This window comes from Photobacterium rosenbergii (genome assembly GCF_033022775.1).
GTDB lineage: Bacteria > Pseudomonadota > Gammaproteobacteria > Enterobacterales > Vibrionaceae > Photobacterium > Photobacterium rosenbergii_A.
In genome coordinates, this window is record NZ_JAWJZI010000002.1 from 420,250 (window position 1) to 440,978 (window position 20,729).

Here is a 20,729-nt window from a genome sequence, read left to right on the forward strand (position 1 = left end):
GTTATGGATGCAGTCGTCGCTTTTTTTGTCCTGGGAATTGTGTGCCAACTTCTGGGCGCAAAGGTTTCTTTTCCCGAGGGGCTCTATAAGACCTTGAGTATGTTTCTAATGGTGGCGATTGGCCTCAAAGGGGGCATCGCGCTACAGAAACATATCGACCCAAGCCTGATTACTATGTCTATTGCGGTCATTGCTTTTGGCTTGTTGTTGCCGCTAATAGCCTATCCATTACTGCGTTACTTTGGCCAGTTGGACCGAATCAATGCCGGTGCTGTTGCTGCCCATTACGGCTCAGTCAGTGTCGCGACCTATGCTGTTGCTGTGGCCTTGCTCGAGGCTAACAACATCAACTATGAAGCCTATTTCCCGCTGTTTGTGGTCTTGTTGGAAATGCCAGCAATTTTGGTTGGTTTGATACTTGCCAAGGGGAGCTTGAAGCTCATCAATGCCGAATTTATCAAAAAAGAGCTGGTGGCCAACCAGAGTATTCTGCTGATGGTCGGCAGCTTACTGATCGGCTATTTCGGCGGGCCAAGTGTGCAAAAACTGTCGCCGTTTTTCATTGAGCTGTTCTCGGGCGTGTTGGCATTGTTCCTGCTGAAAATGGGCCTGGTGGCGGGTGAGCAGTTATCTGCGCTCAAGAAGAACAGCCTGTTCTTGGTTAGCTTTGCCATATTGATGCCGATGATAGGCGGTATCGCTGGGACGGGCCTTGGGTATACGCTCGGGTTCAGTGCTGGCGGGATTGCGTTAATGGCTATTTTGGGGGCGAGTGCTTCTTATATCGCAGTTCCAGCAGCTATGAAAGAAAGCTTGCCGGAAGCCAATGCGGGGATGTCGATAACCGCAGCCCTAGGCATAACTTTCCCATTTAATGTTTTGCTGGGAGTGCCGTTCTTTATCGCGTTAGGGCAGTACATACAGGCGTAAATAAACACTCTAACTCGTAAAGTTCACCTTTGGTGTTACGGTTGAAATATAATGAACTTCAGGGAGCGAACGAGCGTTTTGCTCCCTTTTTTACGTTTGGTGGTGAGTCTTCTGAGCGATGCTTATTCCAAGTGATGTTCAAGGGCGTAGTTGGCATCTGCAAAGCTAAAGCCTTTTCGGACCAAGAAAGCGGTAGCCTTCTTCTTCTCGGCAAAATCGACGATAGGGGATTTATACTTCTTGTTGAGATTGGCAAGCGCCTTTTGCTGATCTTCATTTTCTTGTTGTTCGCTTTCATCGCCTGATAGTGTCTGTTCAATCGCTTCCTGACTGATCCCTTCGCTGCGTAACTTTTGAATCAGTCCCGCTCGACCCATTTTTTTGCTGTGTTTGTTTACCAATCTTTCTGCCAACTTCAGCTCGTGTTCTAAGTCCAATGATTGCGCCATGATGGCTTGAGTTTTGGCTGTGCTGATCCCTTCTTGTTGCAAGCGTAAGCTGATGTCCCTTGCACTCTTTTTGCCAGCGTATTTGTTGATGGTCCGGGTGATCAATACTTCTAGTTCGGATTCTTCGATAGTCTGTAGAGCATTATTGATATCGTCTTGGCTCACACCTTGTAGCCTGAGCTTTTGTGCCAGTTTAACAGGACCATAAGAGCGGCAGCGCGAGTTGACGTAGGTTTCAGCATAGCGTTGGTCATTGAGATAACCGAGTTCTAGCAAGCGGCTGATGACTTGATTGACCCACTCGGAGTTGGTGGTTTTCTTGGTCAGCTTTTCTTTTAGTTTCATTACGGAATAGCCACGTTGGTTCAACCACCAGATGGCATATTCGTAGACATCCTCGACCTTTTGCGCGGGTTTAGGGCCAGCTGGCTGTGGGGAAGAGTGCTTTCTGTTATCGATGTATCTTTTCGGAGGCTGCTCGGAGGTCATAAATTCCTGATATTCAATATCTGCTGTCTGTTTTATGCCAAAACAGTTTGGGAAGGGTTATAACAAAGGAGCCGTATGCAAATCAAGGCGTTTAAATTCATATACGCAGAGCAATAACGTCTGTTTCGTGCTAGAATCCCGAGCTTTTATTTTTCTACTTCGCTTGGTTTAACTTATGGTCACTCGTATTCCGACTTGGATATTACTAGGAGCGATTATGCTGGCATTTAGTGCTGGTGCAATTAACGCGATGGCTTTGCTTACGTTTACCAATAATGCTGTCTCGCATGTTACCGGTACAATTACCCAAGCAATGAGCGCGCTGACTGTTGTGAATCATCATGCATCTTTTTATTTGTTGAGTATTGTCGGCTGTTTCTTTCTAGGTGCCGTTACATCTGGGATGATTATCCACAACGAGGCGCTCAGGCTCGGTCGTAGTTATGGTACTGCGTTGTTTATCGAGGCGGTGGTGCTGTATGCTGCTACGTATTATTTTTACCATCATAAAATGACGGGTGAATTGCTCGCGTCATTTGCGTGTGGTCTCCAGAATGCAATGATTGCAACCTACAGTGGGTCGGTTATCCGTACTACCCACCTTACCGGAATCGTCTCTGATTTGGGGGCGGCTTTGGGGCATATGATTAGCCGGCGAGCCTTGAATTTACCTCAGCTCGTCATGCAGGGAAGCATTTTGCTCGCTTTTAGCGCCGGCGCATTTGTTGGTGCTAAGGTGCTCAATATTGTGGGTATGGTCGCATTATTATTACCGGCAACCATTGTCCTGTGTGCCAGTATTGGCTACATGTTGATGTTACGCAGGCAAAAAACGACCTAGATTCCGCATTGATAGCGAAAAGTAACGCCTTGGTAGATCAGCGGTATGCCGTATCAAATTGTCACTTCTTGGAGAAATAATCAAGAAAAAGAAAGCTACCACAAGGTAGCTTTCGACTGGCTTCAATATTACGAGACGAATAGTCGTGGGGGCGTTCTAGTTGGTCATTAGTGCTGGTTCAGCTCGCTTAATTTAGCACCTACGCCTTTCGAGTAGGCTCGATTATAGTATTCGTCCCAGTTGATTGACCAGAACATCACACCACCGAAGTTATCGTACCGCTCAGAGGGAACAACGGAGCCGCAATTTGTCCCCAGCACCAAACAGTCAAGGGCCTTGTTGGTATCTTCGATAGTTGCTTGGCCGCTACCTGCCGCTTTTGCACCCGAAGGCAAGCCGATGGACACTTGATCATCACGAAGTGGTTCGAAGTTCGGGCCAGTACCATGGGCGGTCTGGAAGCCTTCCACGAGCATCTTTTGGGCGGCAACTATCATATCGACTGAGCCAGCAGGGGCCGTGCCACCGTATGGGTGCTCCAAACCACCGTTGTTATAGAGTTGGACATGCAATAAGTCCAGCATATCACGGGTTGCGTCGATGACCGGCAAGTACGCTCCCCACACGGTGCCATCAGCAATACTGACGTAGCCGCCCTGAACATAAGGATGTTCTGGTGCCATGGTGAGGTAAAGATCCCTGCCTAGCTTGTCTTGGATACTTCGCAATGCTCGCGGTAGACGCTTCTGGATCTCCGAGCCGTTTACCAGGCCAGAGCCACTTTCGTAGTCAACGTCTAGACCATCAAAGCCCCATTCTTGGATAATGGCAGTCAAGCTGTCTACGAACGCCTGCTCTGAGGCATCGTCGTTCAGGATAATGGTCCCTTCGGCACCACCAAGCGACAAGACCACTTTACGTCCATCTGCTTGCAAGGCTTGGATATCTTGCTTGAAGCGATCAGCCTCAATTGCGGCACAGCCACCATCACCAGAGAATAGGTTGAAGTAGTTGGTACCCGGCGCGGCATGGTTGGTGTCGGCGAATGCGATATCAATGACATCCCATTCGGTTGGAATGTCGCTCAGGTTCATAGGGCAAACCGAACCATTGACGAAGTTGTGCCAATAACCGACGAGCTTATGGTTGTTTTCAGTTGAAAGCGTGACACTAAATGGTACAGCGCTTGAGAACTCTTCACCCCCGCTATTATCGACGGCTTTTGCCTGAACTTGATAATCGCCTGCCGCTTCTGATACCCAGTTTACGATGTATGGTGCATGCTCTGCAGTAGCAACGACTTTACCATTGACCAGAAACTCAACGCGGTTGATATCTGATTGGAAGGATTTTGCATCCGCGACCATTTCAACGGGTGTACCGAGACTAAAGCGTGAGCCAGCCGTTGGCTTAGTCAGATCCACAACCAGCGCTTGGTCGGTAACTGTTACCTGTTGAGTCGTTTCACCCTCGCCGTTGTCAGTATCTGTGGCTACTGCCTTGAGTGTAATACTGCCAGTGTTTACAGGTGTCCACTCCAGCTGGTAGTGCGTACCATCGACAATACCATCACCAATCAGTTGGTTATCAGCAAAGAACTGAACCTTGGCAATAGCGAATTCACCTGCCTTTGTGCTAACACTGAGTTCTGTCGGTATGCCGGCAAGCAGGGTTTCACCTGCACCGGGAGATGAGAAGCTTAGCTCGGGTGCAGAACCACATTCCCCTTCGTGCTTCCAGGCATCCTGCCAGTGCGAACCTTCGCCCGGCGCATAAGCCCAGGCGGCGCCGCTACACCAGCCTGGAATTTGGCAGCTGTATTGGTTATCAATGTTGGTGACAAGCTGACCTTGAGTATAGCTTGCACCTTCGGTATAGGCCGGGAGATCCTTACAACTGCCGCCAGGTTGCTTACCGTTGACGGTAATGCTGATAGATTCCGTTTTGGTGCTCTGCTGGTTGCTATCAATGGCCTGCGCATAAACGGCATGGCTGCCTGCTGTTGATGCCCAGCGGTACTCGTAAGGGGCGCTGGTGTCGCTGCCTATAGGAGTATCGTTCAAGTAAAATTCAACCCGATCGATACTGGCGTGCTCGCTACTGGCATCGGCCGATAAAGTGACAATGTCACCTTCTTCGAATTCACTGTCATCACCCGGGGCGGTCAGGGTGACAACCGGCGGCAGCGAAATGTCACTGTCGACAATGATCACAGAGACCTGGCTCGACTCCGTCATGTTATCAATATTGGTTGCTTTTACAGTGACCACGGATTGTCCGAGTTGGCCTGGGGTCCATTCTGTCGAAAACGGTGCTTGCGGGATAATTGCTACGGAATCGCCATTAACCAAAAACTCGACTTCTTTAATCTCCGAATTTTGGCTGCTTGCTTGGGCTGCCAACAAAATGGGTTTATCGAGAACAAACTGGCCGCCGTCTTGAGGGGAGGTGATGGTGATCTTAGGCGGCTGTGGCTCGCCTGTTTCGCACTGGCCAAGAAGTGTCCATTCTTGCCATTGGCCAGAAAATTGGTCGGGTGCACTGCCTTTTGACCACCAGTTTGCTTCATAGGCGTGGTCAAGGTGCTGAACAGTATCATTCTCATTATAAACTGCTCCGCTATTCCATATTGCTAGCCCGGAACAGTCAATGCCGCCGGCAAAAGCATGAGGTGATAACAAGGTAGTGATTATGCCCACTAAGGGTATTTTTTTCATAAGTATTCCTTTATTAAGGTAGGGGTGCTGTTTTCTTTTTAAATTGTTAGTTCATAGATAATATTAATATGCATTTTTACATATTTTATGATGTAAATTATCTAATGAAAGTATTTTTTATATTTAATTTAATGTATTTTTATAGTTGTGATCTGCTCCCAAAAATTTCAAGCTGTTATTCGAGTGAATTTTTATAAAAATTGAAATGGAATAGTAACCATTTTTAGTGTAAATGAATTTATGGCTTTCGATAATATATTATTATTTTTACTAATTTACCGATAGGGAGGCGAAAGCCCCCCAAGTATAATAGCGTATGATAAATACGCTGCATTTTAATTGAATGTGAGTTGCATGCTGTCAGTATAAATCAGAAATACATTTTCGATATTTCTATGAGTGAGTTGACCCCTAATTTGTCAAAAATTCGAGATTTATATGTGCTGACCGTTTTTTCACTGAGTGAAAGGGTATTCGCGATACTTTTATTGGAGTGACCCGACATCAGGCTATCCAACACCTCATGTTCTCTTTTTGATAGTGACTGCATGGAACTTCTCTTCTTTTGTGATGGTGCCACGGTGGGATCCACAGATTGAGTGTGACTTGTCGCTAACTGAATGACTTGTTGTACCAGACAATTCACATCAACGCCTTTATCTATGAAACCAATACCGCCCTTTTCTAGCGATAAAAATGGATAGTTTGGTTTATCACCCGAAGACATAAATATCACTTTACCCTGGAAGCCTTTCTCTCTTGCTTGACTAATCAATTCGAAGCCGCTTTCTCCCCGAAGGTTAATATCAATTAGCAATAAGTTACACTGGTTATCACGAATATAATTTAATGCTTGCAGGATGTTCTTAGCGCTGGCAACGCTTTGCACCTGGTTATGTAATTTAAATGATTGACATAAAGCTGCACCAATAATTGGATGATCATCAACGATCAGGCAGTGTATAGGAGCAGGGGCATCCGTAACAAATTGCCTGGAAATCATAGCAGTAATATCGTTTATCGGTAATGGTTTACCGATCAAGTATCCCTGGAAAATTGAAATTCCCAGTGATTTCAAGTAGTGCAAGGTTTCGGATTTTTCAATACCCTCAGCAACACAGGTTAATTGCATTTTCTGCGCAAGGTTAAAAATCAACTGTACGATTGTTGATTTTTGAAAATCGGTTTCAACATTTTGTATCAGGTTCCTGTTGATCTTGATTTCATCGATTGGGATCTGGGTCAATTTAATCAGCGATGAGTAGCCTAAACCCAGATCGTCAATGGAGAGTTTCACTCCGATAAGTTTGAGCCTCGATAGAGTCAGCAATGAAAAAACATCGGCTTGATACAGATGATTCTCAGAAAGTTCAAGTTTGAGCCGGTTAGGGGCAAAGTTGTGCAGCGCGCAAGTCTGGTATATTGAGTCGTACAGACCGCTCCATTGTATATCCCTATCAGTGATATTAATGGATAGCTGCATGGATTCAGGTAAAGCCTGTAGCGCTACCAGTGACTTTTCAAGGATGGTCTGAAACAAGCGAACATGAGTCTGGCCCTCGCACAGAGCATTGACAAACTGGTTGGCGGTTACAACGCCATAATCCGGATGATCCCATCTTGCAAGAGCTTCTAACCCCACGATAGACCCCGTATTGATGTCAATCTGGGGCTGGTAGTGTACAAAGATATGTTTGTTTTCTATGGCTTCCAGGATTTCGCGTTCGGTAAATTCAAGTTGCTGATTGTAAGAACACTTATCCTTCTTGCGCTTTGCTTTACAGGTGGTGTTTTTGATGAGTGAATTCAGTGCATTAATATCATAAGGTTTATCAATACGAGTGACTTGCTTGAAGGCAAGCAGGCTGCCAATTCTCTCAATGTGCGACAGTAGGCGGGAATTGCCAGCGCTGATAATGACAACATGGGATTTATAGCATTTATCTGCAATTTTGCTGAGCAGATAAATACCATCATGATCAGGAAGCTGAATGTCACAAAAAATTAAATTGAAATTGTATTGGTCGCACAATTTCATCGCTGACAAACAGTTGGCAGCGATAAGTACTTCTTCGGCGCCTAAGCTCATCAGGTCTAGCTTTAATTTTGAAGCTTGAATGCGGTCATCCTCAACAATCAGTACTTTCATTTACTCTACCCCGCAAACTGTTGTGTTATCGCACAGCGTGATCACTTGTTCCAACATGCTGATCACGACCTCCGTATCGTCTACGTCAATTTCTTTTTTCGCCTGTAATGTTGATAGATATGATGCGAACTCATGCATACCAAGCAGGCTAGCAGAGCCTTTTATACGATGAATGATATCGCCAGTATCCTGAACATCTCGTCTAAGGCTATCGATATCTTCTCTGTATGTTTCTATTACAATGGGCAGTATTTCTTTATGTTTTCTTGGTTCGAACCCCTTAATCAGATCGAGCTCTTTAGTGTGGCTGAATTTCTTCCTCGGTTTGAGGTAATTAGCTAAAGCTTCGAAGAGTTCATTCAGCTCATAAGGTTTAAATAGGATTTCGTTCATACCTGATTCGAACGCTAAATTTTTAGCTTCATCCGTGACTTCAGCTGTGCACCCAATGATGGGTAAGTTTTCTCCGGTGTTTAGTTCACGGATTTTTTTTACAAGTTCATATCCTGATAAATTAGGCATACGACAGTCAGTCAGAACCAAATCAAATTTTATTTCTGACTTTTTAATATACCTTAGGGCTTCAGCTCCACTAGAGGCTGTTTGAACGTTGAGGCCAAATAGCTCAACTTGCTTTTCTAATAGCAGTCGGTTAATTGGACTATCATCAACAACAAGTATATGACCGTCCATTACCTGTTGTTCAGTTGACTTTGGCGAATGTTCACAACATGCATTTACCATACAGAATATCTCGCTGGGATAGGTGAGAAGCGATTGTATTTGATCGTCATGTAACACTGTGACAGGAATGCTCTCATCATAGGCATTGAAGCAATTTAACCAATCATTTATGGCATTAAAATTGGTCTTCATTTTTCTGATTTGCGAGCAATTAACGACAGAGGTTTCCATCGGCACTTCAATGTCTATTTGGGTACCACGTTCAACTTCTGATTCTATCGTAATAGTCCCATTTAACATATCGATAATATTTTTAACGATCGTCATGCCAAGCCCGGTTCCGTTATACTTTCTGGAAATAGACGAATCTGCTTGGGTGTATGGCTGATAGATATTCAAAATATCCGCTTGTGACATCCCAATTCCCGAATCAACAATTGAAACTTTTAATTGGTTTTGATTGATGTTAACCCATACATTAATGCCGCCAGTATCTGTAAATTTCACCGCGTTTGACAGGAGATTCGAAATAATTTGAATGACACGTCTACAATCTGTGTAAGCATATATCCATTTTGTTGGGTGCCAGTAGATGTTAAAACATAGATTGTTTTCCTTGCAAACCGTCTCATATTGTTGAAACAACATGTCTATTTCTTTTAATAAATTACAATTCTCAAAATATAGTTTTAATTGTTCTGATTCACTTTTTGATAAATCAAGGATTTCGTTTACATGTTGATTCAAATTGACCGCAGAGTCATGAAGCGAATCCAACAATGTCAGCGATTCTTTGCAGTCTTTATGCTGATTTTTTAGCAGGCCAACAAAACCTAGAATGCCTGATATTGGCGTTCTTAGCTCATGAGTAATCATAGCTGTGAATTGCTTGCGCATTTCAAGTGCACGCTCAGCCATAATTCTGGATTCTGTCAGCTCTTTTTTCTGCTCTTCTAACTCAGTAATTTCATTCCACACCATTAAATAGCCGGGAGCATTGGAGACCGGATGATTAAATGGAATTCGACAATATTGGAATGCTAGCCCTTCTTTTTCGTCTTTGATGACGCCATGTTTATCTTCCAAGTCCGTATGGATAGTATGTAAATTGATGTAACCATCACGGTATAGCCGGTTACTAATGAGTGCTTTACCGTTTTCATCGGTTAATAATAAACCAACAGGAAGATCTTCCAGCAAAGACCTAAACCATTGTAAAGCTTGATCTGTTTTTTCATTCTGCGCGCGCTCAATGACGAGATCGTTTCGCAATCGTGAGCTGTTTTTTTTGTACAACCACCAGATGCAGAGAGATAAAAGTATGCTAGCCAAAATCGATGAGTAAGTTATTTTTTCATCATAGCCGAAGACGAAGTGTGAACCAGCATATCGGTTTTTGAATTCATTGATTTTGAATCGAGTAATAGTCGATAAAAAAGCATCCACTAAGTAAAAATCATCAATTACGTTATTATCAAATACCATACTGATTGGAAATGACTGTACTTCCTCAACACTGTTCATAATTAAGTATTCATTAGCCGTGATAATGAAGTCCTGATTGAACACATCACGACTTAGAAACACTTTATTCACCATACCTGATGTGATTGCGATAGATAGTTCGTCTAAGCTTGAAAATATAATGGCATTTTCATCTGTTGGGAGGAGTTTTGATAAGTGGCGTTCAGCGATCTTTGTACGTGCCAATATGCCAGTTGTATCTGACAGAGAGTGTTTAACATCTATCATTAGAAAGTTTGCATGATAGTACGGTTTTGTCAGGTGACTATTTTTGAAATAGTACTTGGCCTTATCTGCAGATTGATAAGGACTAAAATCTATTAATCCTTCTTCCAATAAATCTGCATCACTTCTTCCATTTGGATTCGGCACATATTCAAAAGATATGGATGTGCGTTCTTCTATGTAGTCTAATAGATCAATGACATAACCTCTAGGTGTGTTTGTCGTCGTATCTAAATAAATAGCGGGGTAGACATCGCTTTCCACAGTATAGCGTAGCGTTTTTTTTAATACAGAGTTGCTTCTAATATTCTCTGAAAACTGAGTGAACAAAAATGCTTTATTGTCTGTCCATCTAATGTTATTTTTCTTGAAATGTGCTATAGCATCATTAATAGCTGCTAGTTCTGATTGTTTTTTTCTTGAGGCTATCAAATAGCCATTTTTATACACTTCATCTTCAATTAAATTAATATTATCATATATATTACTCTCGAAGGTGCGATCCAGCAAAGTTGTGTATGTGCTAACGATGCCAGAAACAAATCCATCATCAACTAATTTAAGACTATTATGGTGATCAATACCTGTTATTACATTTTTGATATTTTTACAGTAGAACTCAGTTGTAATACAGGCATAACGCATATCACCATGTAGGTGATTATTTACCAGAACCGCTATACGGTCTTTATATATTAATTCGGATTTTGGAAAATCGCCGTCAAGATTTCTGGGATCCTGAAGTACGAAATCAACGCGGCCTGTCTCAAGGGCCTTTGAAAGATCCCGGAGACTTTTATAGGGTAAATACTCTATTTTAGAGCCAAGATGATCTGCAATGGCATTAACGATATCAAAATCGACCCCTACCGTTTTACCCGATAGAGAGTTCATATATGGAGGGTTATAGGCATTAATAAAGCCAAACACCCAAGTCGATTGCTGGTGATTAAGCCGAGTTTCTTCTTTTTTGTTGAAGTTATCGTTAGCTTGTAACTTATTGCATATTAAAAAAGAAATAATTATAGTCAGTATAAATGTTATTGTTTTCATTAATGAGCTGAATGATTGCCGAAAATGAGCAAAATCATCATACCAGTAGCGAATAAATACGTATAGTCAGATAATTCTTACATATACACCCAGTGTCCATAAGCAGCGACTTACCTATCCTCTAAGTCATTCTCGTTGAATGAATTAGTCAAAATTTTTCTGGAATATAGTTATCCGGGCCGAAAGAATGTCCTTCTTGAATTAAATTCTTTATGAATTGATATGCGCTTTAGGTAAGTGGTTATCTATTCTTCGTGTTGCTGCTTAATCCCTCTTTCCGCCTGCTTAATAGTTAGTTTTACCAAGCAATAAAGTTTCTAAATAAATAATGGTTTACTAATAAAACGTGCAGATTTGTGATTTTTGTTCCGGATAATCAAGGTTAATCCACTGTTTTGTAGGAATATTCTTAAAGGCAGTCCCGTCTTTTTTAGCGGACAATAATAACATCTCATAGCGCATTGTATTGAACAAATGTCATATAAAATCAATAAATTACATTAGGAGTGTTAGATTATGAGGATAAGGAAAACGCCCTTAGCCCTGCTTGTCGGTGGACTTATTTCGGGTTCTGCGTTGGCCGCTGCACCAGGTGTTCCTGTCATTGGCTGGGGGGATCACAAATACGCAATGGTTGAAGTGTCACAAACGGCAATTGCATACAATGAACTGGTTGGAGAACGAAAAGAGGCGGTGGATGTCACAGTCACTTGGGATGTCTGGTCAGGCGATCCAGCCACCTCTGCACATGTGTATTTAGATGGCGAGGAAGTGTGGAGTGGTGCGGGTACGGCAAAAGAAGCGACCTTCCAGATTAAAAAGGGCGGCATTTACGAGATGTATGTCGAACTCTGCAACGATGATGGTTGCACGCGTAGTACCGAGACCAAAGAAATTGTGGTTGCCGACACTGATGGCTCGCACATGGAGCCGCTTGAAGCGAAATTCTATGAAAAGAACAAGCCGTACGAGAACAAGTCGAACAGTGTCGTATCAACCTACTACGTTGAATGGTCTGATTACGAACGCAGCTACCCAATTGATCGTGTTCCACACACTAACTTGACTCACTTTATTTATGCTTTCATTCCTATTTGTGGTGGGGAAGGTATCAACGACAGTGTGAAGGAAATTCCTGGCAGTTTCGAAGCATTGCAGCGCGCCTGTAAGGGAACACCGGATTTCTCGGTTGCGGTGCATGACGCATGGGCTGCATTGCAAATGCCTAAGGAAGGGGCTTCGGAGTGGAGCGACCCGTACAAAGGTAACTTTGCTCAGATGATGGCCATGAAGCAGGCCAACCCAGATATAAAAATTGTCCCATCCATCGGCGGCTGGACGCTGTCTGATCCGTTTTACTTCATGCACGATGAGGTTAAACGTCATACCTTTGTCGAGTCTGTACGTAAGTTTTTGTTAACTTGGAAGTTCTTCGACGGTGTGGATATTGACTGGGAATACCCTGGTGGTGGTGGTGCCCATCCTACCTTGGGATCGCCGGAAGATGGTGAGCTATACGTCACCTTGATGAGAGAATTGCGCCAGATGATGGATGAGCTGGAAGCAGAAACGGGGAGAGAGTTCGAGCTTTCTTCTGCCGTCCATACCTCGTCGGTCAAACTCAGTGTGGTTGACTTCAAGGAAGCCCAGCAATACATGGACTACATCTATGTGATGAGTTATGACATGTATGGCGCATTTGACTTGGAAAACCTTGGCCACCAGTCGGGTATCTACCAGCCTGAGCACGAAGTGCCGAATGACTTCAACCTGAACGAAGGTGTGCAGCATTTGATCAGCACGGGTGTTGATCGTAACCGCATTATTGCTGGTGTGCCTAAGTACGGTCGTGGTTGGACTGGTGTACATGACTTTACCAACGACAACCCAATGTCCGGGCGGGCAACGGGCGTGATTCAGGGGACTTGGGAATCCGGTGTTGTTGATTACCGTGATATCCGGGCCAACCGCAGCGGCGGAAGCTGGGAAGAACGCTGGGATGACGCGGCCAAAGCCTCCTATATGTGGAACCCTGAGACAAAAGAGCTGATCACCTTTGACAATGAACGCGCGGTGATGGAGAAGGGCAAGTACGTCAAAGAAAATGGCCTAGGCGGTTTGATGTCCTGGGAAATTGATGGTGATGACGGTGATATTCTCAATGCAATGCATGAGTCGTTGGGCCACGGTGACGATAGCCAGCCACCTGCAGACAAACCGCCGGTCGCCAATGCCGGTAAGGATCAGCAAGTCTATGGCCCTGTTGAAGTGATGCTAGACGGTTCTGCCTCTTACGATCCTGAAGGTGAAGCCATCACTTACCGGTGGACACAAGTTGGCGGCGAATCAGTTGAAATCATTGATGCAGATCGCGCGAAAGCGACTATTTTTGTGCCTGCCGTCGAGGAAGACACGAGTTACACCTTCTCGCTGACTGTTACGGATCCTGATGGTTTAACAGGCACTGATAGTACTCAAGTGACTAACCTAGCGGAGGAACCTGAGAACCTGCCGCCTGAAGTCACGTTACCGGAAACGCTGTCGGTTGATTCTGATACAGAATTCTCATTGACGGCACAGGCGATTGATCCGGAAGGTGCGCCTTTGACCTATTCGTGGGATTATCCGGCCAGCTTTACCTTGGTAGGCGGGCAAAATAGCAGCCGCTTGACCCTAAAAACCCCAAAAACTGAAGTGGATCTCACTGAAGTGATCACTGTTTTGGTTTCTGATGGCCAGCTCGATACCAGCGCGTCAACTCAAGTAACGGTAATCGGTAAGGATGAGACCCCAACACCCCCGCCAAGTTGTGAGGATAACTGGTCTTCAACTGCAACCTACGTGAAAGGTGATGAGGTTGTTCACAACGGTAAGGTATGGGAAGCACAGTGGTGGACGGAAGGTGAAGAACCCGGAACAACTGGTGAATGGGGCGTATGGCGTTTGGTCACAGATGGTGAATGTGGTGGCGAAGAGCCAGGTACAGAGCCCGGTCCAAGCCCAGAGCCGGGTGATGTTGTCGAATGGGTGGCGGGTCAGACTGCTGTAGAAAACGGTGATATCGTGAAATATCAAAACCAGTGCTTTGCAGCCCAAAATAATCCAGGCGTGTGGGAGACTCCAACAACATCAAGCTGGTTCTGGGAACCGGTCAATTGTCCTGAATAAAACACACTTGTTGGCTAAATAACTAAATTAGGTCCTGGATATTCTAGGGCCTAATTTAACACGTCATGTATTTGAATATTTAATATGGAAGTAATAAATACAAAGGTAAATTTATGCGTAAGATAAATTTAATAACTGCTGCGATAGTAGGTGCTGCTTTTAGCGGGCAGCTATTTGCGGCGACTGCAATCCCTTTTGTACCGGGTGAAACGCAAGTAAGTAATGGCGACAAGGTTTCTTATAATGGGGAATGCTATATCGCTAAAAATAACCCAGGAGTTTGGGAAACCCCAACGGCATCTTCATGGTTTTGGGATGTGACTGAATGTTCAGATGATGGTGAAAACCCAGGAGAAAATCCTGGTGAGAACCCGGGAGAAAACCCAGGTAACGTTATTCCTTTTGTGCCGGGTCAAACTCAAGTGAATAACGGCGATATGGTTTCCTACAATGGTGAATGCTTTATTGCCAAAAATAGCCCGGGTGTGTGGGAGACGCCGAGCGCAGGTTCATGGTTCTGGGATATTACAGACTGCCCAGATGAGCCAGGAGAGCCCGGCGAACCAGAACTGTCAATTCTATCCCCAACGGATGGACAGCGACTGAATGTCAATGAAGCAACAGTTATCCAAGCCCATGTCGAAGGCGAGCTAGCAACCAAAGTTGAATTTTGGGCTAACGGCAATAAACTGGGCGAACAGCCAATTGATCACAGTGAGACGGTTTACTCACAGGCTTGGACGCCAAATGAGCTGGGTGATGCCAAAGTTAATGTTATTGTCTTTGATCAAGATAATCAGAAGGTAGTACAGCAATCCGTTACGGTTTCCATTGCAGCTGACGAGGACTATGCAGCGCCTGAGGTTAGGTTTATTACCCCGGCAAATGGTTCAGAATTTGAAAAAGATGACACAGTTGCCATTTCAGTTCATGCAACAGATGCAGACGATGATCTATCACGGGTTGTCGTGAAAGCCAACAATAAACAAATCTGCCAGTTCGATGCGACAACAACAGAACAGTTCGACTGTAACTGGAATGCCTCGCAAGTGGGCAGCGTGACACTGGAAACTATCGCGACTGATGCACAGAGCCTTTCCTCGAGAGCGAGTGTACAAATAACGGTTACCGATTCAAGTGAGCCGCCGCCCGTAGAGCCACCTGGTGATCTTTGTGAAGACTTCAATGTTTATCCTGACTGGACGCGTGGTGACCATGCAACCGGCGGTGACATCATGGTTCACAAAAATATCGCATATTCTGCGATTTACTGGACGCAATCGGTTCCCGGCAGTGATGGTTCATGGGAACATCACCTTAACTGTGATGGTACCGATCCCGGTACGGCGCCGCTTCTCTCGCTACCGAACCCAATGGATCCTGTAAGGCTTGAGGTGAAGGGTTGGCCGAATACGTTTGTGGCAGCGAGCCCATCTTCAGCTGCACCGGCGACATTGACTGTCAATACCATCAACAGCGACGATCTGTCTGATTTCGGAAAACTAACCACTGCATTCGTCACTATGATCGGGGCAGCAGAGCATGCAGGTGCTTCATCAATTATTATCAGCAGTGATGTATTGGATAACATCGCCGCGGATAAAAGCGCATTGTTAAATACCATTGCCGTTAAAGCAGCTTTGACCGAAGCTGTTGATATTACAGGTAGCCGAATTGACATTGACGATATCAATGCGCTTAGCAATGATGCGAAAGGCTGGGCACAAGCTCATAACCTAATTGTTTCTACGCTGGCTACGGAAGCGACATTCGGTTGGTCCCTAACAATCGGCGATTTTGCCTATGAAACCCATTCAGGACGCCAGTCGGTATGGGATGCTGCATCGAGTAACACCGCCGAACTTTTGTATAACTTCGAGCTCTATGACGCGCAAGCAGAGACGAAAGCGGATTTTGTTGTTTTCACCAAGCCAAGTACCACGCCTGCTTTAACCAGCGAACAGTGGCACAATGCGCTGGAATATGTAAAACAAGTGACTGACTATGTTCAGACACCGGCGTTATTAGCGTCAATGCCAACCGATCAGACAGCAACGTATTTTATGGGGGATAAAATTGGCGAGAGCCACATCCGTAAAGCGGCATATAGCAACGTATTCGCTATTATGTTTGACACGGATACTGCCGACTTAAGCGCCAAAATTGAGCGTTACCAAGCTGCTAAAGTGCCACTTTACTACAATGGCGATGATGTTCACGAAGGCCCGCTAACACGTATCGAAGCCTTGAATCGTGAGTTGGCAGATGCAGAATACGTGATGGATAATGAAGCTTTCCTTTTCGAAACGCCTCAATCCGAATGGATCCCTTCGACTGTCTACAAGTGGGCTGACTTCCTCGATGGCCTGAATGCCATGCACAACATTGGTGTCGCGGGCAACACGTTCTGGCTGCTTGATGATACTGCCGATGATGAAACAAACATTAAGTATGCCAAAGTCGCGATTGCCGCCTTCCTAGCGCAGAGTATGCAGGAGACCATTCGCTATAATGCTTGTGACGAAAACAACTGGTCTGAAACAAGGTGGGGCGCACCGACCGATTACCCGATGTCAGCCAGTTGTGGTCAGTTAGATCAGAAATACGCCGATTACGGTGTTAATCCAGTTACTGGCCGGGATCATGCTTACTCTTGTCCTCGTGACAGCAAGATGGAAGTCAGTGCACTGACCCATGCCAAATGGTATGGCGCGCCGGCACCGGTGTTTGCCGCTCCGGATGCAGTACTTGAAGATCGTGGGCTACTTGTCAACGGCCATGCGGGCCGCTGGACGAACAATGGCCACTGTAACGAAGAACCTGAATCTATCGATACGTCCAAGCAGGTTTGGGAGCGTGACGAATGTAAGGTCTACGTAGGCCAAAAAGCAGGTAAGTTTATCTGGGATGGTAGCAGCCAGGAAAGTGTTGAAGGCTGTGGCTGGTGGGGGCGTGGCGTTATCCAAACCACTGGCCGCCAAAACTTCGGTACGCTGAACCACTACATGGGGCGCTCGCATGTTGATCCGGATACGATTGGTAAGACAATTGACGGGGTAACCGTTGAAGCGCCACCAGCCAACCCGCTCTACGCAGAGCTTGATTTCTGTTCAAATCCAGGGCTGATTTGTAGCTCTGAGGAAAACAGGGAAATTAAGTGGATTGCAGGCCTGTTCTACTGGGTGACTTCAGTACAGGGTTACCCTGACGAGAGTGGTAACTACCCGGGCTGGAACTACCACACTGAGCTGAAAAAGTACGTAGAAGGTGGCATGACAGGTACCCAGTTTATCGATGACGTGTCTGGTATCGTTAACCGTGGCTGTCCTGATTTGACGTGTGATACCGGCCCTGTTCACAACGTTGAGGAACGACGTGCCAACTTCCAGCTAGTGTTGGAAAAATTAGGTCTAAATCCGCAATAAACAGCGCCACTAACAAACCTTTGGAAAAAGCCAGTCAATAATAAGTTGACTGGCTTTTATTATTTCCTTTATGGAAAGGGTAAACAAGATATAGTGAGTGTTTATCAGCTTGCCACATCGGCAATACCTCAATTAACTCCCCAGATTTCAGCTCACCTTTAACAAATAAATCCGGCAGCAATGCAATCCCATGGCCTGAGCACGGTGACTGTTTAAGCGCCAGTTCCTTAAACTCTTCGGTGTGCTTGATACGTGTTTTAGTGTTTGTCATTGTTTACCTCGTTAAGTGATTTCAATCGCTTAACTCGGTGTCTAAAACGGCTGGTTCAGATCATCATACTAACAATCCAATCATTAAACACAATGCTGGTCTTCTCTATCTCACGGAAGAAATCGGTAATGTATCAAAGGACTGTAAGGTCATTTGTGTCTCAAGAGATACTTTCTATCATTATAGGAGTTGGTTAAAGCTGGTGTTATCGATGAAGATGCAAAAAGACAACTCGAGGTTTCCTTCATTGTTAACTTTTACCGTTCCCTGCTTCAGTGATCTTACGGCAAAATTCAATACCGTCTTTAACTCTTTTAGAATCGCGAGCAACAGTGTTAATGGGAAGGCCATACTCCCTCTCTGCTACCGATGGTCTGACCCCATGTAAAAGAACATCTCGGATCGCCTCAAATTTTGCCTTTGTGCCAACTTTCCAAAGCTTATCAAACATAAGTGATATTTGTTTTTCAGTCATCATTCACCTCTCAATCGCCCAGCGATTATCCACAATGCTAAACCTTTAACAAGGTAGATTTTGATTCATTCACTTATCTAAAGTTCACATTTGAAACTACAATGTCGGGAAATGACACTCTCAAGCTGGATTTGGCTTGATAATATAAGTGCTTCAAAATGGCAATCTTCATAAAATACAATGATTAATAAAAAAATTCCGATATTTATAGTAGCTTCAAGCTTGGTTTCTGTATCTGTTTTTGCAGATACAAATGAACAAGATATCAACCCTGCCGATGTCACCCGCGCTTACACCCAGCTCAATATGGGCGTATCCAATCAAGGTGACGTTCGCTTACTGGGCTCCTTGTCTTACAACCACAAAGGCGGTACGGCCTCAATGGCATCTCTTGAGGGGGTAATGGATGAAGACGGCTCCTACAAGAGCAGCCGATTACAATATTTTCACGTCTGGAACCGTGACAGCGCCTTTATGCCACGAATCGCAGCTTCTCTTGATGTTATTGATAACGAAATGTTCACGACTGCGGCACTTGGTACAGCAGCAATTTTCCCGACTAGTATTGACGGTTTCAATGTATTTGGCCGCGTAGCAGCTCTTGCGGGTAAGTATGATGATGATTTTGCTAGTCACTACGGCGGAACCGGTACTAGTACTGATATTGCTGGTGGCATGGGTGCGATCTACTTTGTTTACACAGCAGATAGCGGATCATTCATTGCGTATTACCCAGAATATAGCAGTCTTTCTGGGGATATTGATGTTGAAACAACACTGCACACAATTACTGCTGGCGTTCCTCTCAGTGAAAGTAAAGATAAATGGATTCAATTTAAGTTCGAAGACAGTACCACAGATATCACAGCTTCTAGAATGAATGAACAACTGGATAACCGCATTCTTTGGACTCAATTTAAACTTTTCTTCTAAGGTATCAATATGAAAAAAATCATCTCAATTGCCGTTGCGTCTGCCCTGTTGTCTAGTACAGCCTTTGCAAATAATATTATCAATGATGTTACCCCAGCTGATGTTTACCGAGTGCATGATTTCTTCCTGCAAGATGGCAACCGTGTGAAGCTTCAGTTCCCAATCGAGGAGTCTGCGTTTGCTTGGCAAAACATGAGTCGTTTTTATCCTACGGCGCAAATCGAGCGTGATGGGGCGGTTTATCAATTCCCTTATGCAATTGACAAGAACATTGGCGAGCTTAAAGCAACTGTTCATGGTGAGGAAAGAAGTCTAAATGAGCATTTGGATAAGTACCCTGTCGATGCTTATCTTGTTGTTAAGAATGGTGAGATCGTCTTTGAGCGTTACAACACAATGCGCAAAACGGATAAACACAATTGGTTCTCTAACTCCAAAATTGTATCTGGTATTGAGCTCGCCAAACTTGTTGAAGAAGGAAAAGTGAAAGAAGACGATCCTGTTTCGAAGTATATTCCAGAACTGAAGGGCTCTGTGTGGGACACTGTTTCGGTGATCAATACTGCAAATATGGCCACAGGCCTAAACAGTAGCGAGCACGATGAACCAAGCGGCGATTCGCGTACAAACCCGGAGCAACCTTTTTTCAAATGGATCGTTTCGCTAGGCGTGTTTGATGGTGAAATTGATCAAACGCCACTTGAAGTTCTCTCTGAAATGGAACGTCGTATCCCAGGCAATCAAAGTTTCGAATACAATTCGATTAATACCTTCATTGTTTCTCGAATCGTTGAGAACGTTCGGGGTTTGCCAATGAATGAAATCGCTAGTCGTGACCTATGGCAAAAAATGGGGGCAAATAACGATGCATTTTCTATCGTATCGCCCAAAGGCGGTTATCCGATGATGTTCTTCTCAATGAACAGTACAATAGAAGATATGGCTAAGTTTGGCATGTTGATGACACCTTCTGCCGCTAAGCTAGGTGAGGGTGCGGTTTCTAAGGAAGTAATCCAACGAATCCAAGCTTCGGGCAACGCTGAAATCTATAACAACGGTTATGTTGGCAAGTTCTTGACACCGCACTTCCCGAATGACGAAGTGATTAAAAACGGCTATCAGTTCGATGCAATTTTTAAAGACGGCGATTTGTACAAAGCAGGCGTTGGCGGTCAAGGGATTTACATTTCACCGAGCAAAGACCTCGTTGTTGCCTTCTTCTCTACAGGTGACGGTAAGAACCAAGAAGAAACTTATGCTCGAGAAATTGCTAAGTATTTTTCTAAATAGTAACTTTTCTGAAGCATTACTATTTGCTTGCCCCGCTGATCATCGCGGGGTTTTTTCGTAAATATTGTCAAATCTATCTTAACTCGACGTTGCCATCTATTTCACT

12 protein-coding genes are annotated in these 20,729 nt (G+C 44.6%); 6 read left to right on the forward strand and 6 right to left on the reverse strand.

The window, feature by feature from the left end; translation table 11 throughout:
- The first annotated feature begins 3 nt into the window (after nt 1-3).
- A complete protein-coding gene (locus tag R2X38_RS06095; protein ID WP_317521288.1) occupies nt 4-930 on the forward strand; it encodes a sodium-dependent bicarbonate transport family permease in 927 nt (308 codons plus the stop codon).
- Nucleotides 931-1,052: 122 nt separating this feature from the next.
- Here R2X38_RS06095 and R2X38_RS06100 read toward each other — a convergent pair whose 3' ends face one another.
- The gene (locus R2X38_RS06100) at nt 1,053-1,868 is read right to left on the reverse strand and encodes a RecX family transcriptional regulator (RefSeq protein WP_317521289.1); all 816 of its coding nucleotides are present in this window, start codon (nt 1,866-1,868) and stop codon (nt 1,053-1,055) included.
- A 217-nt stretch (nt 1,869-2,085) separates the two neighbouring features.
- On the opposite strand from R2X38_RS06100, the gene R2X38_RS06105 reads away from it, so the two are divergent.
- Entirely contained in the window at nt 2,086-2,709 is a 624-nt protein-coding gene (locus tag R2X38_RS06105; protein WP_317521290.1) for a YoaK family protein, read from the forward strand.
- Nucleotides 2,710-2,876: 167 nt separating this feature from the next.
- Here the strand turns inward: R2X38_RS06105 and R2X38_RS06110 are convergent, their stop codons facing one another.
- The 3 genes from R2X38_RS06110 to R2X38_RS06120 all read right to left on the reverse strand — a co-directional run bounded on the left by R2X38_RS06110 (nt 2,877) and on the right by R2X38_RS06120 (nt 11,061).
- Nucleotides 2,877-5,426: an Ig-like domain-containing protein gene (locus R2X38_RS06110; RefSeq protein WP_317521291.1), complete on the reverse strand. Its 2,550-nt coding sequence runs from the start codon at nt 5,424-5,426 to the stop codon at nt 2,877-2,879.
- 370 nt (nt 5,427-5,796) lie between these two features.
- Nucleotides 5,797-7,575, reverse strand: a complete 1,779-nt coding sequence (locus R2X38_RS06115) for an EAL domain-containing protein (protein WP_317521292.1) — start codon at nt 7,573-7,575, stop codon at nt 5,797-5,799.
- Nucleotides 7,576-11,061: an ATP-binding protein gene (locus R2X38_RS06120; RefSeq protein ID WP_317521293.1), complete on the reverse strand. Its 3,486-nt coding sequence runs from the start codon at nt 11,059-11,061 to the stop codon at nt 7,576-7,578.
- A gap of 516 nt (nt 11,062-11,577) precedes the next feature.
- On the opposite strand from R2X38_RS06120, the gene R2X38_RS06125 reads away from it, so the two are divergent.
- Both R2X38_RS06125 and R2X38_RS06130 read left to right on the forward strand, forming a co-directional pair.
- Nucleotides 11,578-14,229 carry a glycosyl hydrolase family 18 protein gene (locus R2X38_RS06125; protein WP_317521294.1) on the forward strand — a complete coding sequence of 884 codons (2,652 nt, stop codon included), beginning with the start codon at nt 11,578-11,580 and terminating at the stop codon, nt 14,227-14,229.
- A 113-nt stretch (nt 14,230-14,342) separates the two neighbouring features.
- Nucleotides 14,343-17,654: an Ig-like domain-containing protein gene (locus R2X38_RS06130; protein WP_317521295.1), complete on the forward strand. Its 3,312-nt coding sequence runs from the start codon at nt 14,343-14,345 to the stop codon at nt 17,652-17,654.
- 34 nt (nt 17,655-17,688) lie between these two features.
- Here R2X38_RS06130 and R2X38_RS06135 read toward each other — a convergent pair whose 3' ends face one another.
- Nucleotides 17,689-17,925 (reverse strand): hypothetical protein, encoded by a 237-nt coding sequence (locus R2X38_RS06135; protein WP_317521296.1) that lies wholly within the window; start codon nt 17,923-17,925, stop codon nt 17,689-17,691.
- Nucleotides 17,926-18,175: 250 nt separating this feature from the next.
- The gene (locus R2X38_RS06140; protein WP_317521704.1) at nt 18,176-18,400 is read right to left on the reverse strand and encodes a hypothetical protein; all 225 of its coding nucleotides are present in this window, start codon (nt 18,398-18,400) and stop codon (nt 18,176-18,178) included.
- Nucleotides 18,401-18,580: 180 nt separating this feature from the next.
- Here R2X38_RS06140 and R2X38_RS06145 point away from each other — a divergent pair, with 180 nt between their 5' ends.
- Nucleotides 18,581-19,333, forward strand: coding sequence for a hypothetical protein (locus R2X38_RS06145; protein ID WP_317521297.1), 753 nt, complete (start codon nt 18,581-18,583; stop codon nt 19,331-19,333).
- A 9-nt stretch (nt 19,334-19,342) separates the two neighbouring features.
- On the forward strand, nt 19,343-20,623 hold the full coding sequence (locus tag R2X38_RS06150) for a serine hydrolase (RefSeq protein WP_317521298.1): 1,281 nt from the start codon (nt 19,343-19,345) through the stop codon (nt 20,621-20,623).
- Nucleotides 20,624-20,729: the final 106 nt, after the last annotated feature.